This window comes from Luteolibacter luteus, from assembly GCF_012913485.1.
Classification (GTDB): domain Bacteria; phylum Verrucomicrobiota; class Verrucomicrobiia; order Verrucomicrobiales; family Akkermansiaceae; genus Haloferula; species Haloferula lutea.
Genome location: NZ_CP051774.1, coordinates 5,548,510 through 5,573,784, shown reverse-complemented (window position 1 = coordinate 5,573,784; position 25,275 = coordinate 5,548,510). Strand labels below are relative to the sequence as shown.

The window sequence follows — 25,275 nt, the reverse complement described above, 5'->3', positions numbered from 1 at the left end:
TGCAAAACGGGCCTCCCAGAGGCTGCCTCGCCTTCTATTTTCCCCTCCCAAGCAGCCCTCGTGCACGCAGTCCGCCCCATCTACTATATTTATAGTAGTTAGATTTCAACGGCCTTGCATTTGATTCTCAAGGACCTTCAACGGATCCCATTCCCGCCCGATTCTCCACTTCTCTTCCGAAGACCTGCGGTCTCAATTTCGATGATAGCCGTCAGGTCCTCTTTGCGTAGAAGGACCCCATGATGCGATTCCTTCGCGGAGTGCGCTTAGGTTCAAGGATAGAGCGGTGTTTCGCCACCTCCTCGCTGGTGATCTTCACCAGCGGTGCACTTGCCTTCCTCGATGCCAGGCGGCTCCCATTGCCGCATTCCGAGGCGGGATCGACGCAGTCCGCGTCCCGATCCCCTTCCCTCGCTGCCGTTCCAGCTCGTCCGGAAGACCCGGGAGCTTCCCACTTCACCCGGGAGCGCAGGGAAGCACAGGAGAAGCTCTATCAGAACGGGCTCCAACAGGACGCCTTGGGAGATCCGGATCTGGCAGAGCTCCTCAAGCTGGAAGCTAGTTACGGGGCAAGCTCTCCCCCTGCGATGGAGGCCATCGCGAAATGGCTCAGCGAGGTCCCCTCGGAGAAGGAGGCGCGGCGAGAGCATCTCGGAAAGCTCCATGGGCTAGCCGACCTACGGGGACAACTGACAATCCTTGAGGATGCAAAGCTCAGGCACCTGCTGGATGCGGATAGTGAGAGCGAACGGCGGGCCTTCGCGAAGAGCCTCATCTACCAGGACCTTCCCCTTCTATCGTATGCCTCGGCCACACCCCGTGCAGAGGATCTCGAGAGCATCCGCGCCATGGCGGAAGCCGCGACACGGGAGATCATGGAATCCAATGCGTTTCCGCCGGGGCTTCTCAACGACGAGGTAGTGGATCAACTGGCCAAGGCTCACATCGCCTCCGCCATCAAGGCGCGGATCTTCAATCTCTCTTCTCCAGAGACCCAGGAAGCAGGACGACGGGAGTATTCGATGCGCTTGGACCAACCCGTGCAATCCCGCTGAGACCATGGATGCTCCTTCCGTTTCCTCCTTATCCGGACGAGGACCGAGTACAAGGGCCCGCTGTCTCCTCTGGTTAAGCCTTGCGCTGCTGGGACTCGGGGGTTGGGTCTACCGGAGCGCCGTGAAAGCGAGTCTTTCAGAGAGGGCCAGTGCCGGTATGGCCGGAAAGGAGAACCCGCCTTTTTCCAAGGGTGAACGATCTTCGGTTGGCCCGGGGAAAACCGGCACGCGTCCCACAAGACAAGCGATCCCGACGATGCCGGAGCGGAATATCGCGAGGCTCGTCGAGCTGCAGGATCAGCTGGATGCAAGCCGGAGGAACGACGCCTTATCCGATCCGCGGATGAAGGCCTTGTTAGACCTGCGAGAGAAGCATGCGCCGCTGCAGAACATCCGGCATCCGGATATCACGCGCGTCCGCGATTGGGAGAGTGCCGGCGAAGGACCGGAGGAGGTTTCTTTCCGGGATGGCATCAAGCGCCGCGCGGATAGCTTGCTAGAAACCCGCGCTCTGGCGCGGATTTGGTGCAGTGCAGAGCTCCAGAACCTGCACGAAGGGATGGATGATTCCAAGCGGAGGGAGTTCGCGCTGCTACTGATCGACCGGAACATTGATCCCGCGAGCTTCGCCACTCCGGAAGGCCCAAGCTCCGAAGATGCCGCACGGATCCTCCATGAGATGAGCCGCAGGCTGGAGGATCTGCTCCAAGATCCACGAATTCCGGAAGGGCTCTTTTCCCAAGGCTATCAGAACCGAAGGGAGGCATCCCGGATCGATCAGGAGATCGAATGGGCGCTCGAGAGAACCCAGTCCGACACCTCAAGAGCGATCGAGGAAGAACGAATGAAGGTCCTGCGGGAGGGGGCAGAAGAAAGATCCCGTATTGGTCGGATGAGATACATGGCGGGAGAGCGCTAGGATCTTCTATTCCCAAGATGGATTGCGCCCCTTCGGGGGAAGGCTTCAATTCTCTACGGTATGCCAAGAGAGTCCCCCTTTAAGAAAACGAAAGCGCGGTGTGACAGAGGCCACACCGCGCTTTGAGATTTCAGAGGATCGTCGCTGATCGATCAGGCAGGAGCACCGACCACTTCGCCCGGGAGCGGACCGCCGTCATCCGGCTTGTCTTCCGTCGGCTTGGCAGCGGGCTTCTTGCGGAACTCTTCCGGCACTGGAGGCGGCTTCGGCGCGCTCGGCGGATTCTTCATCTCGCCGAACTCGATGAGGTCGCGCATGTGCGAGGCGTCGAGCGTTTCGAATTCCAAGAGGGCATTGGCGATCAGTTCCACCTTGTCCTTGTTGTCGGTAAGGATCTTGGTGGCCTGCTCATAGGCCTCGTCGATGAATCGCTTGATTTCGGCATCGATGACGCGGGCGGTATCTTCCGAGTAGTTCCGGGTGCGCGAGACATCGCGGGCCAGAAAGACCGGGCTATCGCCATCGCCATATTCGATCATGCCGAGCTTTTCGCTCATGCCCCATTCGCAGACCATGTGACGGGCCAGCGAGGTAGCCTGGCGAATGTCGCCGGAAGCACCGTTCGAGACGTCATCGGTGATGAAGCACTCCGCGATACGGCCGCCCATGGTCACCACGAGGTTCGCGAGGGCTTCCTTGCGCTGCGTGGAGTACTTGTCGCCTTCCGGCAGGTACATCGTTGCACCGAGGTAAGGTCCACGCGGGATGATGGTCACCTTGTGCAGCGGGTGCGTGTGCGGCAGCACCATGTTCAGGTAGGCGTGGCCGGCTTCGTGCCAAGCGGTGCCGATGCGCTCCTTGTCCGACATGGCGAGGCTGCGGCGCTCCCGGCCCCAGCGGACCTTGTCGCGCGCTTCTTCCATCTCGGAAATAGTCACCGCGGAGAGACCACGGCGGGCGGCGAGCAGGGCAGCCTCGTTGATGAGGTTTGCCAGCTCGGCACCGGAGAAACCGGGCGTGCCGCGGGCGATGACACCAAGGTCGGTGCCCGGGGCCAGCTTGATCTTCTTCACGTGGACGCGGAGGATTTCCTCGCGGCCATTCACGTCCGGCAGAGAAACGGTCACTTGGCGGTCGAAACGACCTGGGCGCAGCAGCGCGGGGTCGAGCACGTCCGGACGGTTCGTGGCAGCGATGATGATCACGCCTTCCTGCGTGTCGAAGCCGTCCATCTCGACGAGAAGCTGGTTGAGCGTCTGTTCGCGCTCGTCATGACCACCGCCCATGCCGTGACCACGATGGCGGCCCACAGCGTCGATTTCGTCGATGAAGATCAGACAGGGAGCGTGCTTCTTGCCTTGCTCGAACATGTCGCGGACACGTGATGCGCCCACGCCGACGAACATCTCCACGAAGTCGGAACCGGAGATCGAGAAGAAGGGCACGTCCGCCTCCCCTGCGATCGCACGGGCGAGCAGGGTCTTGCCGGTGCCCGGAGGACCCACCATCAGGACGCCTTTCGGGATCGAGCCGCCGAGCTTCTGGAACTTGCGCGGATCACGGAGGAAATCGACGATTTCCCAGAGCTCTTCCTTGGCTTCCTGGATGCCGGCGACGTCCCGGAAGGTCACCTTGTTGTGATCGCGGGTAAGAAGGCGGGCCTTTGACTTACCGAAGGACATCGCGCCCCTGCCCGCCGCCTTCATCTGCTGGCGGAACAGGAAGAAGAGAAGAAGAACAATCAGAAGCACCGGCAGGAAGGTGAAGATCGCGCTGCGGAGGAAATCATTCTTCGCAGTGAAGATCCCGTCTTCCTTAAGCAGGGAGCCGAGCTCATCGCCCAGCATCATCAGCGGGGCCACCACCTCGAAAGGCTTCGTCTGGGCGGTCGCCTTGGCGTCATCCTTGGCAACGCCTTCCGTCGGCACGTCACGGACACCGCTCACCACGCCGACGTTCCCGTTCTGGGAATAGACGATGATCGAGCCTTTGCCATCCTGCGGCTTCACCCAGCCGAGTGCGGCCAAGCGACGGAAACCGGCGTTCGAAAGCACCACCGTATCGGCCGATGGAGTCGGGGCGGCTTCTTCGGTCACGGTGTAGATGTCCTTCTCACCGAGGATGCTTGCCAGCTCGTCCATCCGGACGGTGGCTTGGAAATTCTTCTTCGTGCCAGCCTCTTCACCGGGGAGCAGGCGGACGTTCGAATACAGGTAGCCGGTAATCACCGCGTTATAGGCGCTGTCACCCGTGGTCACCTTCAATTGATGCTTGGGGTCATCCTTGACCACCATGCCCTTGTCCCAGTTCTTGGTGAACTCGGCGAAGGTCATGGGCTGGGCCGATGGATTCATCGGCGAGGTAAAAAACGCCAGACCGAGGATAAGGAAAGCCGCTCCGAGCAAGATGGCGAGACGCCAGTTGAATCCGGGCGGGTCATTAGGTCCGCGCGAGCCTGATCCCTGCGGCGGACGATTTTGGGGCGATTCTGACATGGTTCTTTGTTGGAGCTCCCGCGGGAACTTGCCGGATCATAGCATCTCCGGCGTGACCTGCAAAGGGCGCGGTAGGGTAGCCCTCGTTTAAGGAAAGAAAACCCAATTTTTTCGGACGCTCTTGCCCGGGGGTGCGGGGTTTGCCATGCATGGCGCGAATGGATCGAGACGCACCGCACGATGACCCGCAGGAATCGCGTGTCCGTCCGATCGGCCTTATTGCCCGCCTCAAGCAGCGGCGTCGCTCAGGTTCTTCAGGCTCAAGGGTTCTTGGCTTGATGGTGGATGCCTTCGCGGGCTTCGCGACGCTGGATGGCAGGCTCGATGCGGACGAAGCCGACCTGATCCTCGACCTGCTCCGCAGTGCCTTCCCGGAAGCGGACCATAGCTGGCTGGCCCGGCGCGTGCAAAGGGCAGTCCGAGAGCAGAAGCCCCTCGCCCACACCGCACTGGATCTTAGGGAGTTGCTCGACGACACCGAGAAAATGGCGGTGGGCTTGCAGCTTTACACGCTGGTCGATGCGGTGGGACGATCCGAGCGCAGCCGTGCCTCCTTCGAAGTTTTCCTCCGTCGCTTGGGACGCCCGGACATGGCCCGCCAGATCCTGGCGGAAATGAGCGGCGAGGAGCCGGCTGAGAACCCCGGCTTCGAACGGCTTACCTTTTCCGCCGCGGAGGGAGCGGAAATCAGCCTCCCCTCCCAAGCTGAGGGACACGCGTTCCGCGTCTATCGTGCGGCAGACCTGATTTTGGTCCGGAATACCGGGGAGAATCCGCTCTGGGTCCGGGGACGCTCTCTGGAAAGCGGTGCCTTCCTGCGGATGCGCGAACGCCAGCAACTGGTGGTCCCCGGCTGGACCCTGACCTGCGAGGACCTGCTTTATTTCCTCAATGTGAAGCGGACGGGAAACCGTCCGGCGATCTTCCTCGCCCTCACCGATGAGGGGCTCACCAGCGAGCGTGCCCGCAGCCGCCAGAGCGCGGTCCGGATCCGATTCGGCCTCCAAGCGGAAGTCGAAGCCCTACGTCCGACGGAAATGGCAATCGACGGACGCGGCCTGCTGCATCCCGGAAAGCCGATCCTGTGCGCCCACCACGAGCGGCTCTCCGAACCCTCCGGCTTCTCCACCACCATCGATGCGCTGCGCCGCCGCCGGGCGGAAGCAGGTGGACGTTTCCGTCTTGAAGCCGATCAGCGCGACTTCCGGGTCTCAAACGATCCCTCGGTTCTGGAGCGTGGAGACATGCTTCTGGCTCCCGGCCTTGCCCCGCGCGTGGTCCTGCGAGTCCGCTTCGATCTGGAGCGCCGCACCGGTGATCTTTTCGTGCGCGACGCGGAAGGAGTGGTTACCGCCGACGGGGTGCCGGTGAAAACCTCGGTGCCGCTGCGGGAGGGCTCGATCATTCGGCTTTCCCGCACTCAGGCGCTGCGCTGCCGATTCAGCGAAGGCATCATCGATGAGGAAAGAAACCTCGTCGAATCCCTGCGAGCACAGGACCTCATCCATGAGTTTGTCCCCGGTGTCCGGGCGCTCGACAACGTGAACTTCGAGGTCGGCCGGGGCGAAATGCTCTGCATTATCGGCCCCAGCGGCAGCGGTAAAAGCACCCTGCTTTCCGTCCTCGCGGGGCAATTGGAGCCCAGCCGCGGACGCGTTCGCCTCAACGACTCATCTCTCTACCAGAGCCGCCTGGAGCTGATCCGATTCATCGCCTACATGCCTCAGGAAGAGGCATTGAATCCCCAGCTCACCGTCCGCGAGCACCTGCGGCACGCGACGACGATCCGGCGCCCCTTTCTTTCCTCGGAAGAAGTTGGGCGCCGCGCCGATGGCATCCTGGCGGAGCTTGGACTCCAAGCAATCGCCCGCCGGCGTGTCGGATCGCCCGGAGAAAAGACTCTCAGCGGTGGCGAGCGCAGCCGCCTGAATCTAGGGCTCGACCTGGGGAGCGCGGCGGAGGTCTTCCTTTTCGACGAGCCGATCTCCGGCCTTTCCTCCAAGGACTCCGAACACGTCGCCGAAACCCTGCGATCCTTGGCGCGCGACAAGATCGTGATCGCCTCGCTGCATCGTCCGGGCGCGAAGGTGATGGGTCTCTTTGACAAGGTGCTGCTGCTGGATACCGGCGGAAAGCTGGCTTTCTTCGGCACGCCCACCGCAATGATCTCCTACTTCCGGGAGGTGGCGGCGGAACTCGGAATCTCTCACCCTTCGGTCTCCGAAAATGCGCCTCTGGGCGCCGACTTCGTCTTCGATATTCTCGAAACTCCCCTCGCCCATATCGGCGGCGGGCAGAATCCCTCGGCGGCACGGCGCTTTCCGCCGAACTATTGGCAAGAGCGCTTCGAGAGCCAGGCGCTGGTGAATTCGCTGGGCGAAGGAGTACCTCCCTCGCGGATCGAACGCCTCGCCAATAGCCCGGTGTCAGCCCCGCTGGGCACCACCGGCTTTGTCTCGGGCATCAAGCGGTCCTTCTCGGTTTTCGCGACCCAGTTCCAGCGCTCGCTTTTCTCGAAGGTGCGGAACCGGGGAACGCTCTACTCCACGCTGTTGGAGGCCCCCCTGCTGGCGCTGTTGATCGCGGTGACGCTGCGTTCCTCAAAGGAGGGCGCGTATGAATTCCACACCGCGCTCCACATTCCGGCGTATCTCTTCCTCTCGGCGACCGTGTCGATGTTCCTCGGCCTGACAAATTCGGCCACCGAGATCCTGCGCGACCGCCCGATCCTGCGCCGCGAGCGCAATAGCCGGCCCAATCCTCTCCTCTATGTCGGAGCGAAGTTCAGCGCGCTGGGCTTGGTCGCAGCGGGACAATGCCTCGCCTATACCGCCATCGGTCATTGGTTCCTCGAGATCCGCGGGACGATCCTGAGCCAATGGCTGTGGATGACCCTAACCGCCTGTACCGGCACCGGCCTCGCATTGCTGGTTTCCTCGCTGGTGAAAACGGAGCGCGCCGCGTTGACCGCGGTCCCCCTGTTGCTCGTGCCCCAGATGCTCTTGGCAGGCGCACTCGTTCCCTTCCGCGAAATGAATCGCGGGCTTTTCGACAATAGCGGCGTGGAGCGCGAACGCGGCGGCACGCCTGTCCCATCCCGCCTGATGCCCCTGCGCCATGCCTATGAAGCCATGGTTGTCACTCAGGCGACTCGCAATCCTTACGAAATCGAACGCATCCGCATCCAACGCCGCGTCGATGCCATCAAGGAGGTGCGCCACACGCTGGATGCCTCCACCTCGGAGCGCCTCCAGCTGATGCTGGAAGCCTTGGTAAAGCTCGGCGCAGCAGAGTCGCTCACGGCTGCCGAAGCCAGCGAACTGGCCGAACGCCTCACCAATCTCGCCAGGGCCGGCACCCGCCTGGAGATCGAAGCGATGAAGGTCCAAAACCCGAGCAAGGCAGCGCGCCCCATCTCGGAGTTCTTCGTCAATAACCGCATCGACCTCTTGATCCGCGAGGCCGAGACCTTCCGCGTCGACTATCGGAACAATGACAAGCCGCGGAACATCTTCCTCGGGCTGAAAAAACCATTCGGGGACGATTGGCTGGACACCCTCGATTACGACGCGGGCCTGCTGATCCTCGTCATCATCGGTGCCGGCGTCTGCACCTCCGCCGTGCTGGGAATCCAGAACCGGCGGACGCGCTAGGACTCGACACCCCGCGTCTTCATCGCTCTTTGTCCCCGCGCCCGCATGAAGATCATCACTGCTGCCGAGGTCCACTCCGCGCTTCGCTACCCGGAATTCATCGATGCGCTCCAAACAGCCTTCGCCGGCCCCTACACGATGCCTCCACGGCAGGTGCTCCTTCTTGACGAGGCCTCCGGGCACCACGACGCCTTCGCGATGCTTCCCTCGTGGAACGAAGAGGTGATCGCGCTCAAGGCCTTCACCTACTTTCCCGACAACAAGCCTCCCCGGCAGACCCTGTATTCGCAGATCATGCTCTTCGATCGCCAAGGCGGCGCCCCCCTGGCCCTCGTAGATGGCGTGAGCGTGACCTGCTGGCGGACCGCCGGGGTATCGGCTCTGGCCTCGCGGATACTTTCGCGTCCGGAGTCCGAAACCCTGCTACTGTTAGGGACGGGCAAACTCGCACCTTATCTGATCCGCGCCCATCTCAGCGTCAGGCCCCTTGCGAAGGTGCTGATCTGGGGCCGCTCAACGGAAAAGGCTGCGGCACTGGTGGAGGCATCAGCCAAAGAACATCCTTTGGTGAACTTCGAGGTGGCCACCGATCTCGCCTCGGCCTGCGCACATGCGGACATCCTGGTAAGCGCCACCGGAAGCACCGAAATCCTGATCCATGGCGAGTGGATCCGCCCCGGAACGCACACCGATTTCCTCGGCAATCACCACGCGACCAAGCGCGAATGCGACACCGCGATGGTGACACGTTCCCGCGTCTTCGTCGACACGCGGGCCAACTGCTTCAAGGAAGCCGGGGAAATCCTCATGCCGGTGGCGGAAGGAGCCTTCTCAACCGATCAGGTCGCCGGCGAACTGTCGGAACTCTGCCGGAAAAGCGTGCTAGGACGACAGAGCGAGGACGAAATCACCTTGTTCAAATCCGTCGGTTGCGCACTGGGAGACCTCTGCGGAGCGGTGACCGCGTGGCGGTCGAAGAAGTAGCCTGAGGAAGCGGGAAAGGGAGGCCACTTCATTCGCTGCCCTTCTATAGGCTCGCAGGTATCGGCAAGGCATTCAGGTCACTCGGCCAAGCCATGTTGCATCGCATATCGGGTCAGCTCGACATTGGTGGAAAGCCCCAGCTTCTCGGAAATGCGGCTGCGGTAGGTCGCGATGGTCTTCTCGCTCAACGCCAGCTCCGCCGCGATCTCCTTGATCGTCTTACCCGTGGAAATCATCTGCAGGACCTGCATCTCGCGGTGGGATAGATTCTCATGCGGCGTACCGGACCATCCTTCGGCAGCAGCTTGGGCGAGTTTCTCGGCGACAGCGGGACTAACGTAGCGTCCGCCCGCGAGAACCTTCTTCACCGCACCCACCAGTACATCGGCGGCACTCTGCTTCGAGACATAGCCAGCGGCTCCCAGCTTGAGGGCTCGCAGGGCGAAATCCTCCTCCGTGTGCGCGCTGACTACCAGCACGGGGAGGGTCGGATGCATCTGCTTGAGATCGCGGATCAGCTCCAGGCCACTGCGGCCCGGCATGTTGATATCCACCAGGGCGAGGTCCCATCCCCCCTTTACTGCCGCGGAGACGGCTTCCTTCGCGTTTGAAGCTTCCGTGATATCGACGTCGCGCAAATGATCTCGCAGCAGCCCCCTCAATCCATGGCGGATGAGTTCGTGGTCGTCAGCGATCAGGATTTTCATGATTCCTTCCGGATCAGAGGTAAACGTGCTTCCACCACCGTGCCCCCGTTTTCCCCGGGAGCAATGGTGAGTTCTCCGCCCAGCAATCCGGCACGCTCGCGCATGCCGAGGAGACCGAGCGATTTTGTATCCTGGATCATCGCCGGATCGATGCCCTTCCCGTCATCGGAAATGACGAGTTCGAGCTGGTCCGACTGGATCCCGCAGCCCACGTCGACGCGGGTAGCCTCGGCGTGACGGGTGATGTTGGTGAGGGCTTCCTGAAAGATACGGAAGGCCGCCGTGGTGACCTCCGCCGGGATATCGGCGGAGGCTTCATCCACTCTTACATTACAAATCACTCCCGTACGCAGCAGGAAGCGCTCCCCTTCCTCCTTCAAAGCGTCAGGCAGGCCGAGATTATCGAGCGCATCCGGCCTCAGGTCCGTGGAAATCCGCTGCACGGAGGCGATCAGCGAGTCCACTTGATCCTGAGCTTCGACCAAGCGATCCGTTACCGGATTCAACCGCCGGTCCTCCCGCACCTCGATCCGGTTTTCAATCCAGCGCAAGTCGAGCTTCAGGCCGGTGAGACCTTGGCCGAGCTGGTCGTGGAGCTCCCTGGAAATCCGGGTACGATCGGCTTCGCGCAGGCTTTCGACCCGGGTGGAGAGGTGGCGGAATGCCTCGCTGACTTCGGAAAGGAGTTCTACCTGCTCTTGTTCCGCCCGGCGCCAGCCGCGGTAGGCGCGGCGCAGCGTGAAAAAGAGCAGGATTGCCGTCGTGATGACGAAATTAAGTCCCTTGAACGACTGGATAAAGGTCGAGTTCCCCGGCATTACCGATTGGAGAATGCGGTCCGACCAGATGATCCAGACGCTTGCCACGATCAGATAGGCAACCGCGATCCGAACCTCGGGTCGCGCGGTGACGTGAGGCACCCTGCGGAGGGGAGGCTGGCGGCTCGAGGCTGCGGGGGGATCCGCGAAGTCTGGCGGGGGCCGGTTCTTCACTGACTACCAGCCTAGCTTGAAACGGGCCGGGGTCGAGGAAACGTGAGGAATTCCCCATCCGGAGCGCCCTCCGCGATCGCGTGAAGCCCGTCCATTGACTGAAATTAAACTCTTCCGATAGGCTTGGCGGCGTCCCCCACCCACCCCACCCCGCATTCCCCCCGAATGAAGATCCTGGTCCACGATTACGCAGGCCATGCCTTTCCGCCGTCTCTAAGCCGTGCCCTTGCAGCGCGCGGACATCAGGTGGTTCATGCCTTCGCCAGTTCACTTCAGACCCCGCGCGGAGAACTCCAGCGTATTGAAGGCGATGCCCCGACTTTAGAATTCGAAGAGATCCCGATGGATCCCGAGTATCCGCGCTACAAGTACTCTTTCCGCCGCCGCCGCAGCATGGAGATCCGCTATGGCCAGGCTGCCGCGGATTTCGTCCGAGCTTGGAAACCGGATGCCGTGCTTTCCGGAAATACCCCTACCGAGACTCAGGAGCCGATTACCCGTGCGACCGTGGAAGTCGGCGGCCGCTTTTACTACTGGGTGCAGGATTTCTACAGCCTGGCGGTGGACAAACTGCTGCGCAAAAAAATTCCCGTCGCTGGAGGGCTCATCGGCGCATGGTACCGCCTGCTGGACCTCCGCCAATTCCGCCGCAGCAGCGGGATCGTGGCGATCACGGAAGATTTCACTCCCATCCTAACAAAGGAATTCGGCGTCGATCCCAAGCGGGTCTCCGTCGTCCCGAATTGGGCGGTGATCGAAGACCTCCCGGTATTGCCGAAGGACAATGCTTGGGCGCGCAAGCATGGTCTGGAGGACAAATTCGTGTTCCTTTACAGCGGCACCATCGGCATGAAGCACAACCCTGCCATGCTGCTGGAACTCGCGAAACGCTTCCGTGACAACCCGTCGGTGCGCGTCGTGGTGGTCTCCGAAGGCATCGGTGCGGAATGGCTGCAGCGTGAATCCGCACGGGCGGGTCTGGAGAACATGCTTCTCCTGCCCTACCAGCCTTTCTCGGAGCTGCCTTCCGTGCTCGCCGCCGGCGATGTGCTGATCGCCATCCTCGAGAAGGAAGCCGGCGTCTTCTCCGTTCCTTCGAAGACCCTCAGCTACCTTTGCGCCGCCCGGCCCCTACTGATGGCCGTGCCATCGGAGAATCTTTCGGCACGCATCACGCGCGAGAACGAAGCCGGACTCACGGTGGCTCCGGATGACATGGAAGGCTTCTTGAGGGCAGCCTTGATCCTTCAGGAATCTCCGGAGGAGTGCCGCAGGCTCGCCGCCAATGCCCGCGCTTACGCCGAAGCCACTTTCCCGATTGAAAAAACGGCGAGTACCTTCGAAAATATTCTAACAGCGAAGGCTTAGTGCCTGCGCTAGGGTCTTCCCGTATCCCATGCATTGCCTCTGGATTACCCGCCAGGACCCGCGTCCCGCGAACAGCGGCGAGCTGATCTACACGCTCGGCCTGCTGGGATCACTGGCCAAGCAGCCGGAAACGGAACTTACCGTGCTGGCTCACCGGGCCGCGGCCGGTGCCGAAGGCGGACCACCGGTGCATTGGGAGCTTCACGGCAAGATCCCCGGAGGTCGCTTGAAGAGCCTGCTTTCCGAGCTGCCGGGGGATGCCTTCCGGCTGGGCAATCCGGTGCAGCGACAGGCTCTGTCCCTGCTGCTGGGAAAAAAGTGGGATTGGATCGTGATCGATCAGGCTGCGTGTGCCTGGGCCCTGGGCATGATCGGCACCCACCAGAAGGTCGCCTACATCGCTCACAATCACGAAGCGGCGGTGCGCAAGCAGGTGGCGAGCGACCGCGGCGGCTCTCTACCGATGCGCATGGCCCTGAAGTGGGACGCACTGAAATACGCGCGCATGGAGCGGGCGCTCTGCCGTCGGGCCGACCTGATTTCCGCGATCACGCCACGGGATACAGAGGCTTTTGGCACGGAGTTCCCTGGCAAGCCGGTGTGCACGCTACCGCCCGGTTATCAGGGCGAAGCCGCGGCCGGCGCTCCACGGGAGATCACTTCGGAGACGCCGCGTCGCGTGGTTCTGGCTGGAGCCTTCGAGTGGGTGGCGAAGCGGCGGAATCTGGAAGCATTCCTGAATGCTGCGGCGGAATCATTCCAACGCGGGAAGATCGGCTTTCAAGTGGTGGGCAAGGCGGATCCCGAGTGGTTCGCCGCGCTTGCGAAGCAGCACCCTTGGGCAAGCTTTACGGCGAATGTCCCTTCAATTTCCCCCTATCTCGATCAGGCCCGCATCGGACTGATTCCGGAAGCCTTGGGCGGTGGTTTCAAGCTGAAGGCGCTGGATTACATTTTCCGCGGCCTGCCGCTGGCTTCAGTGGAGGCAGCGCTCAGCGGTGTTCCGGTGAATCCGCAGACCGAGGCGATCGCAGCCCCCGATCCGGAATCGCTGACGAAAGCGGTGGCAGCAAAGATCGATGACCTCGCGTTTCTCAATCACGCGGCGCGCCGTGCGCTCGATGCCTGCCGTGATGCCTTCCACTGGGAAGACCGCGGCGTGACGCTGCGAAAGGCGCTGGGAAATCCGGAATCGTTCCGAGCATGACCGGCACCAGCCACGATCCCATCGCGATTCCCGCCACGGCCGCTGCACCTTGGGTGGAGCGTCTGCTGTGGGTCTTCATGATTTCCTTCGCCTTCGACTATCGCGCGGCTCAGGCCCGTGAAGCCAGCGGCGGGGCGGGCATCGACCAGCTTGTCTTCTTGGCCGGCGCGATCTTTTCGACTGCGGGGATCCTGCTCATCGGCTGGCGGCATCTCCTCGTCCGCCCCGGCGCATGGCTTATCCTCGGTTGGGGATCCTTCCTCGCTTTTATGGGCGCGAATGCCCTGCTGCAAGGGGTGGCACCCGGTCGCTCGATCCGCATCATCCTGCCTCTTTGCCTCTGCCTGGCGGGAATGATGAACGCTCATATTGCTGGCTGCGTGGGCGTCAGGCCGTCGCGAATCGTCGCCCCGGTTCTTGCAGCAGCCTGTACCAATGTGATCTGGCGGATCTTCCATGGCTTTGTCTTCAAGGGGGTAACGCTTGAAACCGCGCGCGTGGAGGTGCAGAGCTCAGCAAACAACTGGATCGCCGCATGGATCGGCTGTGCGCTGCTGCTCCGCCCCCGCTTTCACTGGACGCTTCTGGTGGCCACGGGCGTGCTCTTCATCGGGATCTTCGTCACCATCACGCGTTCCCTGCTTTTCCCTGTGATGGCCTCGGCAATGGCCGCTGGCCTATGCTTCCTGTTAGGCTGCCGGTGGGGAAATTTCCACTGGATGGAGTTGCCCAAACGGCTGCTACCGGTGGGCGCGGCGGCAGGCCTCGCTTTGGTCGGGATCATCGGAGCAGCTGTCGCGGAGCCGCTGCTGATCGAACGCTGGAACGAGCGGCTTTTCCATCATGCGTCCGACCGGAATACCACGGAGGACATTTCCTACCTGACACGCCGTGCGGAGGCGGATGGCATCTTCGAAATCTTGAACCGCGAGCCGGTCCACTACCTCTATGGCAGGGGAATCGGCGCTTCCTACTACTGGCATCCGAAGCACATGCCCGCCATCCATCTGGTCTATCCGCCGGACGAAGAAATCGGGGATGACGTGTGGTTCGCGGGGCACTCGATGTGGACCTACTCGATCTTCTCCGGGGGGGTACTGGGGCTGATGGCACATGTGGCCTTGATCGGCGGCGTGATGGCAGCCTCGCTTTCCGCGGCGCGTGCCAATGCATCCGACCCGGGTCCCGACCAGTGGCTGGCATTCCTGCCCTTCGTCGCGGCATGCTGCCTGCTCAGCGAAACGCTCACCTCGAATCCCTTCGACGAACGTCTCGCCTCGATGATATTCGGCGTGATGGCCGGACTTTCCCAAGCTTTCCTTGTGCGTGCTTCCTGGATCCACGCCAGGCCGCGACTTTCCGACGCATGATTCCCGCCGCCACCGCGCCACCAGCCAAGACCGTCGCGCTCGTCGACCCGCTGTGGGTCGGCCATCATCCGATGTATTTCTCCCAGTTTACGGGAGCCTTCCTGCGGCTGGGTGCTTTCGTAATCGGACTTTGCCCGAAGCCGGAAGAAGCCTTCGCCGGCGCGAAGACAGCGCTCGGCGCGAGCTTCCCTGACTTCGACCGGCGGGTCTCCATGCACAAGCTGCCGGGTGGAAAACGCAGCTTCTTCGGAGGGCGTTTCGAAGGTGATCCGATCCGGACCTATCAGCGCTGGAAGCGCTGTGCGGACATGCTCTTCGAGGCGGAACAAGCGACCGGCAGAAGGGCGGATCTGGTGTTCTTTCCCTATCTGGATAGCTACCTACGCTTTCTCCCCTTTCCCGCGATCCCGCATTTCACGATCGATCGTCCCTGGAGCGGGCTCTACCTGCGGAATCATCACTTCGGGGAAGCACCCTCCGCCAAAAAGCAGCTGCGCCTGTTGGCAAAGGGAGATGCCCTGATCCGCAGCCCGCTCTGCCGCGGCATCGGAGTGCTGGACGAACGCTTCGTGGAACCGATGCAGGCATACTTGGGCCGGCAGGTTCACGGTTTCCCCGATGTGACGGACGCTTCATTGCCGGGGTCTCCCTACCTGCTTGCCCGGGAGATCCTGCGGAAAGCCGCGGGACGCAAGGTGATCGGCCTTATCGGCATGGAGCGGCGCAAGGGTCTGCTCAATCTCATGCGGGTGGCAGAAAAGGCCAGGGAACTACGACTTCCATGGTACTTTGCCTGCGCAGGTCGTTTCGAAAGGCCTGAGTATACTCCGGAGGAGCTCGCCTTCGTCGATGCCACCGCAGCGCGCATCGCCTCCGGGGAGATTGATAACCTCCACTTCGAGTTGGACGCGGGACGCATCCCGGAAGAGGCGGATTTCAATTCGATCTTCAATACCTTCGACGTGGCTTGGGCGGCGTATGAAGACTTCGAGGGCAGCAGCGGTGCATTGGGCAAAGCGGCATCTTACGACATTCCATGCCTCGCCACGGCGGGCGAATGCATCGGTGATCGCGTGGAGCGCTACCGCACCGGCCTGACAATTCCCCAAGGCGATTCCGACAAAGCTCTGGAGGCCATCCAGCGGATTCTGGATAACAAGGATTGGAACGATGGCCCGCTGGAAAGCCGTCACGCCGCCTTCCGAGAGGCTCATGGCTTGGCACGGCTCGACATGCTGTTAGCCGGCTTCTTGAACGGCGCTTGAGAAATCAAATCCCGGGACACCTTGGCAGCACGCCCGGTGGCCTCGAATGCCAGCCGGTCGGCTGGGTGACCGGTGACAAACGAAAAGCGCGAATCGTCGTTCCCCCCGGAAATCCAATTCGCGCTTTTTCTGTTTAACCGAAGATCTTTTTCAGTGGACCAGTTGATGTTCCCCCCGGAATTCAACCGACGCTCAGCTGAGGTCTGATCTTCGATGTTGGCTTGGGTGCCGAAGCGCCCTCGCACACAAAGAAACTGCCCTATGTTTCGCCATTCCGAAAGGTTGAAATGTTCCCGAAATCCGCCAGTTGCGCCCAAAATCAGACATGAAGGGGCAGCTGGGAAAGATCGCCAAGATCGGAAAGCTTGACACGATCCGCATCATAGTGTTCAAATGAACTCATGCTCCAGAACCACTACGAAATTCGCCCCCGCGAGAAGGGTCCCGGCGTCGGCCTGAGTGACTCTCTGGGTCAGCATGCAGATCTCTGGTTCCGCAATGCCGAGGCCGCGCTGGAGTATGCGGTCTTCTCCGCGCGTCGCGACGGAGGCACGATCAGGGTCTATGGCAGTAGCGGGATCTTGCACCTTGAGCGTGAGGTTCGCGGGGACGTCCACTCGGGAAAGGAAGAGCTTTTTCGGGAAGGACGATAAGGCCCGGGATTCCAGGGTGAGAGTTATCGGTGGATCTCCACGCATCTCCTCTCTAAGACGGGGAATCATGGATACCCGGCAATTCGGCTTTCTCACCTTCTGGCTGGGCTTGGCTGGCCTACTTTTTCTCCTCTGGACTTGGTTCGACTCGAAATCGCATCCCTTGGACTTCGGTCACTACGGATCCAAGATCCACGTCTTCTCGAATCGCCACGCCGCACTTCAGCTCAGCATCAGCAACAATCCCGGGCCAGTCACCGGCTTTTGGCTCCGGGGAAAATCTTCTCCCTACGGCGACGAGATCCCGTCCCCCAATGAGGAGCCACCAGGCAGGACCTTCGTCCCTCCGGGAAGAGGAACCTTCGAAGCAGACGACGGAAGGGTATGGTCGGTCTATTGGATCCCCCACTGGGTTGTGCTCGCATTCTATCTCGTCATCTGGGGAGCACTGGGCACGCGAAATAGGAGAATCTACCTGCGCCATCGCGTGGCCAATCCAGCTCCGGACCGAGCTTAGACCACATCCTTCGCCCGACGTGGACGAAGCCTTCCATGGAGCCGGCTACCAGACTCGAACTGGTGACCTGATGATTACAAATCAACTGCTCTACCAACTGAGCTAAGCCGGCGGCACCTTGGATGGATTCCCAGCGGGACGGACCGCGCCGGGGGCGGCGATTTACCGTGAATTCTGGAAGTCGGAAAGCCGAATTTTCGCTTTGATGGAGAATCCTGTATCGGGACCGTCGGTCCTCCGGCAAAGAAGGGGTACGATGGGCCACAGCGAAGACTTGTTCCCCCTTTCGTGTGGCTGGCCTTATTCCCGGCAGACGACGCAGGTGAATGATGTTTGGCTCGAACGCAGTCGCCCGCACCCGGAAGGGCCTGCCGCCAAGTAAAAGACCTGCCCGTGAGAGAAGAAATCCGTTCCATGTCCGTCGCCATGCGTGCCCTCCTCTGCTGCGCTCTCCTGCCACTTTCTCCCCTCTCCGCGGCGGAACGCAGCCCCGTGGTATCCACCACGGAAAGCCCGGTGAAGGCCGAACAACTCGGGAATGGCCACTGGCTCATCGATTTCGGCAAGGCGGCTTTCGGCAATATCTCGATCACACCTGCGAGCAATCGGGAGAAAGGACGCATGACCATCCATCTCGGTGAGACGCTTTCGGGAGACCGCAGCATCAATCGCAAACCCGCTGGCACCGTCCGTTACCAACGCCATGAGGTGACTCTGAACCCCCGCGGCCCGGTCTCCCCGCGCCTGAGCTGGAGTCCGCCGAATTGGATGAAGGAGGGCTTTCTGGATCTTCCGAAGGAGTGCAAGGAGGAGGTGATGCCTTTCCGCTATGCGGAAATTGAAGGAGCTCCTCCCGGTTTTTCTGCCGATCAGGTAAAGCGGGTCTCGTGGAGTGTCGCCTTCGATGAAAAGGCATCCGCCTTCGAGAGTTCCAGCCCCGAACTCAATGCGGTGTGGGACCTCTGCAAGCATAGCATCAAGGCAACCACCTTCATGGGCCTCTATGTGGATGGAGATCGCGAGCGGAAGCCCTACGAAGCGGACGTACTGATCAACCAGCTCTCCCACTATTGCCTCGATGCGCGCTACGACACGGCGCGGCTGACCCACGAGTATCTGCTGGAGAAGCCGACCTGGCCGACCGAGTGGCGCCTGCAATCGGTGATCCTAGCTTGGCACGACTTCCTGTGGTCGGGCGATGACGGCTCGCTGCGGAAGAACTACGCCACGCTAAAGGCCCGCGCGATGATCACACGCCGCACGCCCGAAGGACTCTTCCAAGGATGGAACAAGGGCGACATCACCGACATCGTGGACTGGCCTGCTGGCGAGCGCGATGGCTACGACATGAAGCCTGAGGTGAAGACCGTGGTGACCGCCTTCCACTACCGCGCGCTGGTCTTGTTGGAGAAGATCGCGCTGCAACTTGGCAAAGCGGCGGACGCGAAGGAATTCGCAGCGGCGGCCGAAGCAACCAGGCAGGGCGTGAACGCCAGGCTCTGGGACGAAGCCCGCGGTTGCTACGTCGACGGTCTCGGTAGCAACCATGCCTCGGCCCATGCGAATTTCTTTCCTCTCGCGATGGGCCTGGTGCCGCAAGACCGCGTGCCCAAGGTGGCAGCTTTCCTGAAAACGAAAGACATGGCCTGTAGTGTCTATGGCGCACAGTTCCTGCTGGATGCGCTCTACGATGCAGGCGAGTCGGAATACGCGCTATCCCTGCTCTCTTCCCGCGGCCAGCGCTCGTGGCTGAACATGAGCGAAAAGGTCGGCTCCACGATCACGCTCGAAGCCTGGGATCCATCCCTGAAACCGAACCTCGACTGGAACCATGCATGGGGAGCTGCGCCATCAAACCTGATCGCACGAAAGCTGATGGGGATCGAACCTCTCGAGCCCGGCTTCAGGCGTTTCCGGGTAAAGCCTCAAACGGCATCGCTTGAAAACGCTCGGATCAAGATGCCCACGCCGAAGGGCCCGATCTTCTTGGAAATCCAAGGCAGGGACGCTTCGGCTTGGCAGGCCTCGCTGACCGTGCCCGCGGGGACCGTCGCGGAATTCCATGTCCCGCATGTCGGGGAAGTTTCCGTCCAAGGCCCCGCTGAAGCCACGCCGGTGGGCGACAAGAACGGCCGGCGGATTCTCGGCTTGGGAGAAGGCCGCTGGAAGCTTTCGATCAAAGGCTAAGGCTCGCCTAAGGCACGGAAACTGAGGGAAGGAGACACTTCCCCATTAAGGGGGAGAAGGGGGGATTTGGATTGAGGAAGGGGAGCAGGCCGGGGCTTATGCTCGCCTATTCCGCGCGAGTCGCGGGCAACCCAACCCCTAACAAGACCCAGCATGACCTCCCGATTTCTCTCCCTGACCTGCCTGGCCATGGCACCGCTTCTGATCGGCAGTGCCAGCGCCGTGGTGATCGACAATTTCAACGACGAGAGCCTGTCCGAATACACGCTGACCCGCGTGCTCGACAACAACACCGCGTCCAACATCTCTTTCTCGGCCACGGGCGGCACCCTTTCCACCACGGTCAGCGGCGGTGTATCGAATGTCCCCGAGCAAGTACTCTTCCTCCGCGACGACCACAGCTTGGAAGTGGGGCAAACCCTGCTGATCGACACGACGATCACCAGCAATCTCGCCACTGCGAACATCGTGAATGACTTCGGGATCGCGATCGGCACCACCGAGACACCCGCCGGTCTCACCACCGGAACAAGCGGCGATGTCCGGGCTTCAAGCAGCTACCTCTACATCTCGGTGCGTCCAAACCAGGATTCGATCCGCGCGGGCTACGCAAACAATGCCGCACCGGTCACGAGTTTCACCGCAGCAACCACGGAGAACCTCGTCGCCCAACTCTTCATCACCCGCACCGCGGCGAATTCCTTCGAGGTCGGCTATTACACCACCTCCGATACAAAGGTCACCCTCGATCTGAACGGTGCTTCCGCAGGCAACGAATTCACCTTCACCTCCGCCCTGATGGGAACTTCCGTCGGCTTCTATGCGGACGTCCGGCATGACCAAACCGTGGGATTCATGGACAATCTCGCCATCGTTCCCGAGCCCTCGTCCGCGGCCCTTCTGGGAGCATTCGGCCTGCTCGGCATCATGCGTCGCCGCCGTGCCTGAACCGCTGACACGAGATCCATTTTTTCCAAAGCCGGCGTCTCGCAAGGGACCCGGCTTTCTGCTATTTCCCAAGCCATGCCATTCCCCGCTGCGATGATCCGCCGCATCCTGCGATTCGCGGCCCTCGTGGCGAGTGGCTGCCCGCTGGCCCCCGCGGCGGAATTCCACACGCCTAACGACGTGGATTCCGCCACCTTGCACCTCTGGCATCTCGATGAGGAAACCATACCCTTCAGCGATGCCGGACCATCCCCCACCCCGCTTCGTGGGTTGCTGAATGGCGCGCTCGCAGGCCAGCCCTCACTGCCGGGCTTGGGGACAGCCGTGTCCTTTCGCTCGAACGCAGGAGGCGTCCCCGGCGAGTCGAACCTGGTAGGGGCCATCCTCGCGGAAGCCCCCCACCTCGTTTCCGGAAACCAGGACAACGTGAGGGCCGACTTCCGCTACTTCGGGAAAGACGGTGCCTTCACCTACGAACTGCTGATCAAGCCGGAGATCCTCCCCGGTGAAGCCGGAGTGATCGCCTCGGGTCTCCTCTCGATGGACGGCGATGGCGACGACCGCATCTTCAATTTCCGCATCGAGAAACAAGGCTTCCTCACCTTCATGGCGCTGCCTCACTGCGGTGCCACCGGTGGAGGCCTGGCCACGATCCCGACCACCGGACCCCATGCCATCGCGACCGGTCAATGGTATCACGTCGCCGTCACTTACGATGGCAACGCGGGCATCACCAACAACCTCAAGCTCTACTGGACACGGATCGACACCCATCCCGCGGAAGCAAATCTGATCGGCCGCGGCACTCTTTCCAATGACCTCAACGGCAAAACCGGTGATCTCGCCATCGGCAATGAAGCACGCGGCTTCAACGGCAATGCCGAAGGAGAGCCCTTCCCCGGCCTCATCGATGAAGTGCGCATCAGCGGCGTAGCCCGCCATCCCACCGACTTCTTCTTCGTCGCACCCGGAAAGCGGATCGCCCCCGGAGCCAAGGATGCCACCGCCGCAAAACCCGCGATCCCCGAGCGGCTCGACCTCAAGCTCGCTAGCGTGCTGGTCGATGCTTCCTCCGCCAATCTCTCCGGCAAACCCGGTGAAGTGCTGCGTCTCGGCTCAGGCCTTCACCGCCTTGACTTCGACTTCGGCTTCAGCCCCGAACCACTCGATGCAGACGTCAAGCTTCGCTGCCAGCTCGAGGGCATCGACGAACGCTGGCAGGAAACCGAGCGCGGGATGAGCCTCACCTGCCAGGCACTCGACGCGGGAAACCAAGTGATCTCCCAAGCCGTCTTCTCCGCCGTCGGTCGCAGCGATGGCTGGGAAACGACGTTCGACGACTCGAAAATGACCCGCCGGGTCGAGCCGATCTACCTGCCCGCAGAAGCCGTCGCACTGCGGCTTTCCGTCAGCTCCGGCTCACCCGATACCACCGGCCTGCTGATGGTGGACAACATCGCCGTCTCCGTTCCGGGCGAAGAAGAAGCCTCGCTCTGGCAAAACGGCAATCTCACCATCGATGGACTCACTCCTTCCCCCGGCGACGCGCCGCCGGGCTGGCGCCGCGATGGCAGCGATCCTGCCATCGCTTACCTTTCGATCCGTAGCGATGGACCCGCCCTTGCGCTGGTCGACGGTGATCAGATGAAACACGGCGAATGGACCTCCGTGCAAAAGCTGAATGGCCCTCCCGCAGCAAGCCGCACCCTCGTCCTCTCTTGGGACGAAGCCTTCAACGTGATCGGCGGCCGTTTGAACCGCGCGACCTACATCAACGTGCCGCCCGGGGCCTACACGTTCCGCGCCATCGGCCTCGCAGGCGCGAACCAGCGCACCGGCGAAATGATTGCTCTCCCCATTCATATCGATCCCCCCTTCTGGCAGCGCGTCTGGTTCGGACCAGCGGTCGCCGCAGGTTCGGTCGCCCTCGTTGCCGCTGCCGCCTTCCGCCACCTCCGCCGTCGTTCGAAGCAACGTCTCGAGCGGCTGCGCTTCCAAAATGCACTCGAGCAGGACCGCAGCCGCATCGCCCGGGACATGCACGATGACCTTGGTACGAGAGTTACCGTACTAAACCTTACCGCGGCACTCGCCCGCCGGGATTGGGAAAAGGATCCCGCCAAGGCCCAGCGCCACCTCGACAAGATGACCGGTGCCGCCCGCGAACTCGTTTCCGCGATGGATGATCTCGTCTGGGCCGTCGATCCCGCGCATGACACCCTCGACCAACTCGGCTCCCACCTCACCCGCCTCGCGGATGAAATGTTCCGCGACTCACCGGTCCGCTGCCGCCTCGATATCCCGGCGGAGCTACCGGCACGCCCTCTCAGCGCGGAGTACCGCCATCACATTGCCCTCGCGGTGAAGGAATCCCTCCATAATGTCCTGCAGCACGCCGGCCCCTGCGAGGTCTTCCTCTCGCTCGGGCTTGAGGACGAGACCCTCGCCCTCATGATCCGCGATACCGGCCGCGGCTTCGATCCGAGGTCCCATCCCGATGGCCACGGCTTGGGCAATACCGCGGGTAGAATCCGTGAAATCGGCGGCAGCTACGCTCTCGACTCGTCACCCGGCCACGGAACCTCTATCGTGCTGATTTGCCGGCTCCCCGAACTTCCAAAGTAGAAAACCCGATGTCCGAACCCGCTCATACGATTGCCTTGGTCGAAGACGACATGCTCTTGCGCGAAACCTTGGCAGACCTTCTCTCCAGTTCCCCGCAATGGAAGCTCGTGGCCGCCTACCCCGCTGCCGAGCCCGCGCTCGCAGCGATGAAGGAGAGCTGCCCGGAGGTCGTGCTCATGGATATCCAGCTCCCCGGCATGTCGGGCATCGAGTGCGTCGCGAAACTCAAGGAAATGCATCCCGAAGTGCAGGTTCTGATGGTTACCGTCTACGACAACAACGACCGGATCTACGACGCACTGGCTGCAGGCGCTTCAGGTTACCTCTTGAAACGCGATGCTCCCGCAAAGCTGCTCGAATGCCTTGAAGATTTGCTGCAAGGCGGCTCCCCGATGTCGAGCGCCATCGCCCGCAAGGTCGTGCAGCATTTCCAGAAAACGCCTCCCGCAAAGAACGAGGATCACAACCTCACTCCGCGTGAGAAGCAGATCCTCGAGCTCTTGGTTAAAGGCGGACTCTACAAGGAGATCGCCTGGGACCTTGGAATCGGCGTTGAAACCGTCCGCACCCACCTCCACAACATTTACGCGAAGCTGCACGTGCGCACCCGTACGGAGGCGGTCGTGAAGTATCTGGGAGGGAAGTGACTTTGCTCACTTCCGCGGCAGCAGTGCCTCGCACTCTTCCTTCGTGATCAGATGGCGGAGAAATTCCGGGACCTCGCCACCGTAGCCGTAGCGCCGCCGGGCCCCATAGCGGTAGCGAGTCTTGTAACCTTGAAAGCTGTCCCCCGGCTCAGGCATCAAGCCCCCCTCCTGCATCGGCTGGGAAATCAGGACACTCTCGATTTCCAGTCCATTGGAAGATGAGTCGGAAAGCCCCACGCGCTGGTAGTAGTCGGTGCGTCCGAAATCCATGGTGAGGCTCTCGAGTTCGGACAGCATCCGGGTCTCGAGCAAAGGTGCCTTCCTGCCCGCGATGCGACGCATTCCTTCCAATGCATCATTTTTCACGGACTCCGCGAAGGATCGATCTCCGGGAATCAAACGAACCAACTCTGTCTCCCCTCGCGTGAAATCCTTCACCGCGGCTTCCTCGCGGGAAAAGCATTTCTCGCAGACTTCGCTGATAAGCTCCTGCAATTGGTCCAACTCAGCATCGGTGAAGCCTAGGATCGCCAGCTCGGTGCGGTTCACCTTCATCTCGCTCAGCGCCATGATTTGTAGCCGCTCCGCGAGAGCCGCCGGGAGGAGATAATTCCCATTCTCATCCACTCGAAGCGCCGGAGCCTCCTTGCGAGTCGGCGTAAGGCGAGTCTCGCTCGCGCGGCCATCACTCAAAGAGTCATCCTTTTCGTCCGCATGACCGCTCCGGGAACCATCCGGTTCCCCACGGTTCTTCTTGGACGAGTAGCCGGCAAAGCCGATCACCCCACCAAGCAGAAAGGCGACGAGGAAAATGAAAACCGGACGACGCACGGACATGGAAAGCTACTTTGTGGCCGGAAGGTGGGAAAAGCGGTCCGCATGGTCAGCTGGAGAAATGTAGCTCCGCCAATCGATGCTCAGCTTATGTTCGAATTGCTCGAAGATCGATTCATCGACGGGCACCTCCTTCACGCGATGGGGAAACACATCGATCACCTGGGGATAGGAACCATCCGCCGGGATCTTGATGAAGCGATCCAAGGTGCCAAATCCCGCAGTGAGAAGATTGAGCATGCCTGCACCCGAGTTGCTGCGATGGCTCGGACTGTTGCCCACCGTGAGACGGTAGGTCAGCAGCGGCTCCAGGTCCGGACCGCCGATCTCGACCAGCTTCTTGGTGACGCCCAGCCACTCCTGCTCCGCCACCGCAGGCCCCGCAGCGGGGATAAACCAAAGAACATCTCCCTTCTGCGAGGGAATGCGCTTGGCCGTGGCCATTTCACGCTCGCGCCACCGCTTCACCGCATCGCTCACCATCAGATCCACTTCCTTGATCTGTGCCTCCGTCATCCCTAGCATGCGGCATTCGTTTTTGTTCAGCGAGCTCCCCGATAGCAGTTCCACTTGGATACGCCGCATCGCCTGGGGAGGAACCACGAAGCCCTCCGAGGGCACGCCTTCGGGAACGGGTTTTCCGGCATTCTCCCTCCCGGAAGGTCCTGTTTCACGCATCCGCTTGCTGGTCTTCCCGGCGATCCCCGTGGCCATATCCTCATCCATCGCCTCCCCGCGAAGTGCCCGTCCGCAAAGGATCCCGAGACCCAGCCCCGCGGCCACCAGGAAGAAGAGCAATGTCTTTGATCGGGTCATCCGCGGTCTTTCGAAGATAGCTTGTGAGATAAG

19 protein-coding genes and 1 tRNA gene are annotated in these 25,275 nt (G+C 61.6%); 14 read left to right on the top strand and 6 right to left on the bottom strand.

Features of this window, described 5'->3' with window-relative positions; all coding sequences use genetic code 11:
* Positions 1-308: 308 nt before the first annotated feature.
* Complete coding sequence (locus HHL09_RS23045) at positions 309-1,055, top strand: hypothetical protein (protein WP_169457027.1); 747 nt, start codon at positions 309-311, stop codon at positions 1,053-1,055.
* A 256-nt stretch (positions 1,056-1,311) separates the two neighbouring features.
* Positions 1,312-1,974 carry a hypothetical protein gene (locus HHL09_RS23040; protein ID WP_169457026.1) on the top strand — a complete coding sequence of 221 codons (663 nt, stop codon included), beginning with the start codon at positions 1,312-1,314 and terminating at the stop codon, positions 1,972-1,974.
* Positions 1,975-2,126: 152 nt separating this feature from the next.
* Here the strand turns inward: HHL09_RS23040 and ftsH are convergent, their stop codons facing one another.
* Positions 2,127-4,328 (bottom strand): ATP-dependent zinc metalloprotease FtsH, encoded by a 2,202-nt coding sequence (gene ftsH, locus HHL09_RS23035; protein WP_277349133.1) that lies wholly within the window; start codon positions 4,326-4,328, stop codon positions 2,127-2,129.
* Between the two features lie 299 nt (positions 4,329-4,627).
* Here ftsH and HHL09_RS23030 point away from each other — a divergent pair, with 299 nt between their 5' ends.
* Together HHL09_RS23030 and lhpI are read left to right on the top strand one after the other, a co-directional pair.
* Entirely contained in the window at positions 4,628-8,122 is a 3,495-nt protein-coding gene (locus tag HHL09_RS23030) for an ATP-binding cassette domain-containing protein (protein WP_169457024.1), read from the top strand.
* A gap of 45 nt (positions 8,123-8,167) precedes the next feature.
* Positions 8,168-9,106, top strand: a complete 939-nt coding sequence (gene lhpI, locus HHL09_RS23025) for a bifunctional Delta(1)-pyrroline-2-carboxylate/Delta(1)-piperideine-2-carboxylate reductase (RefSeq protein WP_169457023.1) — start codon at positions 8,168-8,170, stop codon at positions 9,104-9,106.
* A 77-nt stretch (positions 9,107-9,183) separates the two neighbouring features.
* Here lhpI and HHL09_RS23020 read toward each other — a convergent pair whose 3' ends face one another.
* Together HHL09_RS23020 and HHL09_RS23015 are read right to left on the bottom strand one after the other, a co-directional pair.
* Positions 9,184-9,813, bottom strand: a complete 630-nt coding sequence (locus HHL09_RS23020) for a response regulator (RefSeq protein WP_169457022.1) — start codon at positions 9,811-9,813, stop codon at positions 9,184-9,186.
* The gene (locus tag HHL09_RS23015; protein ID WP_169457021.1) at positions 9,810-10,733 is read right to left on the bottom strand and encodes a sensor histidine kinase; all 924 of its coding nucleotides are present in this window, start codon (positions 10,731-10,733) and stop codon (positions 9,810-9,812) included. Before HHL09_RS23015 ends, HHL09_RS23020 begins: the two co-directional genes overlap by 4 nt.
* Before the next feature lie 237 nt (positions 10,734-10,970).
* Between HHL09_RS23015 and HHL09_RS23010 the strand changes: the two genes are divergently transcribed.
* From HHL09_RS23010 to HHL09_RS22985, 6 genes are all read left to right on the top strand, one after another.
* Positions 10,971-12,173: a glycosyltransferase family 4 protein gene (locus tag HHL09_RS23010; RefSeq protein ID WP_169457020.1), complete on the top strand. Its 1,203-nt coding sequence runs from the start codon at positions 10,971-10,973 to the stop codon at positions 12,171-12,173.
* Between the two features lie 28 nt (positions 12,174-12,201).
* On the top strand, positions 12,202-13,380 hold the full coding sequence (locus HHL09_RS23005; protein WP_169457019.1) for a glycosyltransferase: 1,179 nt from the start codon (positions 12,202-12,204) through the stop codon (positions 13,378-13,380).
* On the top strand, positions 13,377-14,750 hold the full coding sequence (locus HHL09_RS23000) for an O-antigen ligase family protein (RefSeq protein ID WP_169457018.1): 1,374 nt from the start codon (positions 13,377-13,379) through the stop codon (positions 14,748-14,750). The genes HHL09_RS23005 and HHL09_RS23000 overlap by 4 nt, the downstream gene beginning before the upstream one ends.
* Complete coding sequence (locus HHL09_RS22995) at positions 14,747-16,015, top strand: glycosyltransferase (protein ID WP_169457017.1); 1,269 nt, start codon at positions 14,747-14,749, stop codon at positions 16,013-16,015. The genes HHL09_RS23000 and HHL09_RS22995 overlap by 4 nt, the downstream gene beginning before the upstream one ends.
* A gap of 401 nt (positions 16,016-16,416) precedes the next feature.
* On the top strand, positions 16,417-16,668 hold the full coding sequence (locus tag HHL09_RS22990) for a hypothetical protein (protein ID WP_169457016.1): 252 nt from the start codon (positions 16,417-16,419) through the stop codon (positions 16,666-16,668).
* Between the two features lie 67 nt (positions 16,669-16,735).
* Complete coding sequence (locus tag HHL09_RS22985; protein ID WP_169457015.1) at positions 16,736-17,185, top strand: hypothetical protein; 450 nt, start codon at positions 16,736-16,738, stop codon at positions 17,183-17,185.
* Between the two features lie 36 nt (positions 17,186-17,221).
* On the opposite strand, the gene HHL09_RS22980 is transcribed toward HHL09_RS22985, so the two are convergent.
* Positions 17,222-17,297, bottom strand: a tRNA-Thr gene (locus HHL09_RS22980).
* Positions 17,298-17,599: 302 nt separating this feature from the next.
* On the opposite strand from HHL09_RS22980, the gene HHL09_RS22975 reads away from it, so the two are divergent.
* The 4 genes from HHL09_RS22975 to HHL09_RS22960 all read left to right on the top strand — a co-directional run bounded on the left by HHL09_RS22975 (position 17,600) and on the right by HHL09_RS22960 (position 23,592).
* Positions 17,600-19,372, top strand: coding sequence for an alpha-L-rhamnosidase-related protein (locus HHL09_RS22975; protein ID WP_169457014.1), 1,773 nt, complete (start codon positions 17,600-17,602; stop codon positions 19,370-19,372).
* Between the two features lie 153 nt (positions 19,373-19,525).
* A complete protein-coding gene (locus tag HHL09_RS22970; RefSeq protein WP_169457013.1) occupies positions 19,526-20,320 on the top strand; it encodes a PEP-CTERM sorting domain-containing protein in 795 nt (264 codons plus the stop codon).
* Between the two features lie 75 nt (positions 20,321-20,395).
* Positions 20,396-22,945: a LamG-like jellyroll fold domain-containing protein gene (locus HHL09_RS22965; protein ID WP_169457012.1), complete on the top strand. Its 2,550-nt coding sequence runs from the start codon at positions 20,396-20,398 to the stop codon at positions 22,943-22,945.
* A gap of 8 nt (positions 22,946-22,953) precedes the next feature.
* Complete coding sequence (locus tag HHL09_RS22960; RefSeq protein ID WP_169457011.1) at positions 22,954-23,592, top strand: response regulator; 639 nt, start codon at positions 22,954-22,956, stop codon at positions 23,590-23,592.
* Between the two features lie 6 nt (positions 23,593-23,598).
* Here the strand turns inward: HHL09_RS22960 and HHL09_RS22955 are convergent, their stop codons facing one another.
* Positions 23,599-24,429 (bottom strand): hypothetical protein, encoded by an 831-nt coding sequence (locus HHL09_RS22955; RefSeq protein ID WP_169457010.1) that lies wholly within the window; start codon positions 24,427-24,429, stop codon positions 23,599-23,601.
* A gap of 6 nt (positions 24,430-24,435) precedes the next feature.
* Positions 24,436-25,242, bottom strand: a complete 807-nt coding sequence (locus tag HHL09_RS22950; RefSeq protein WP_169457009.1) for a hypothetical protein — start codon at positions 25,240-25,242, stop codon at positions 24,436-24,438.
* Positions 25,243-25,275 lie beyond the last annotated feature (33 nt).

Excerpts from the sequence above, each read along its gene's own strand:
- HHL09_RS23040 (WP_169457026.1), top strand. The coding sequence starts at position 1,312 with ATGCCGGAGCGGAATATCGCGAGGCTCGTCGAGCTGCAGGATCAGCTG.
- HHL09_RS22955 (WP_169457010.1), bottom strand. The coding sequence starts at position 24,429 with ATGTCCGTGCGTCGTCCGGTTTTCATTTTCCTCGTCGCCTTTCTGCTT.
- HHL09_RS22975 (WP_169457014.1), top strand. The coding sequence starts at position 17,600 with ATGTCCGTCGCCATGCGTGCCCTCCTCTGCTGCGCTCTCCTGCCACTT.
- HHL09_RS22990 (WP_169457016.1), top strand. The coding sequence starts at position 16,417 with ATGCTCCAGAACCACTACGAAATTCGCCCCCGCGAGAAGGGTCCCGGC.
- HHL09_RS22965 (WP_169457012.1), top strand. The coding sequence starts at position 20,396 with ATGCCATTCCCCGCTGCGATGATCCGCCGCATCCTGCGATTCGCGGCC.
- HHL09_RS23010 (WP_169457020.1), top strand. The coding sequence starts at position 10,971 with ATGAAGATCCTGGTCCACGATTACGCAGGCCATGCCTTTCCGCCGTCT.
- HHL09_RS22970 (WP_169457013.1), top strand. The coding sequence starts at position 19,526 with ATGACCTCCCGATTTCTCTCCCTGACCTGCCTGGCCATGGCACCGCTT.
- lhpI (WP_169457023.1), top strand. The coding sequence starts at position 8,168 with ATGAAGATCATCACTGCTGCCGAGGTCCACTCCGCGCTTCGCTACCCG.
- HHL09_RS23030 (WP_169457024.1), top strand. The coding sequence starts at position 4,628 with ATGGATCGAGACGCACCGCACGATGACCCGCAGGAATCGCGTGTCCGT.
- HHL09_RS23005 (WP_169457019.1), top strand. The coding sequence starts at position 12,202 with ATGCATTGCCTCTGGATTACCCGCCAGGACCCGCGTCCCGCGAACAGC.
- ftsH (WP_277349133.1), bottom strand. The coding sequence starts at position 4,328 with ATGAATCCATCGGCCCAGCCCATGACCTTCGCCGAGTTCACCAAGAAC.
- HHL09_RS23000 (WP_169457018.1), top strand. The coding sequence starts at position 13,377 with ATGACCGGCACCAGCCACGATCCCATCGCGATTCCCGCCACGGCCGCT.
- HHL09_RS23020 (WP_169457022.1), bottom strand. The coding sequence starts at position 9,813 with ATGAAAATCCTGATCGCTGACGACCACGAACTCATCCGCCATGGATTG.
- HHL09_RS22950 (WP_169457009.1), bottom strand. The coding sequence starts at position 25,242 with ATGACCCGATCAAAGACATTGCTCTTCTTCCTGGTGGCCGCGGGGCTG.
- HHL09_RS22995 (WP_169457017.1), top strand. The coding sequence starts at position 14,747 with ATGATTCCCGCCGCCACCGCGCCACCAGCCAAGACCGTCGCGCTCGTC.
- HHL09_RS22960 (WP_169457011.1), top strand. The coding sequence starts at position 22,954 with ATGTCCGAACCCGCTCATACGATTGCCTTGGTCGAAGACGACATGCTC.
- HHL09_RS22985 (WP_169457015.1), top strand. The coding sequence starts at position 16,736 with ATGGATACCCGGCAATTCGGCTTTCTCACCTTCTGGCTGGGCTTGGCT.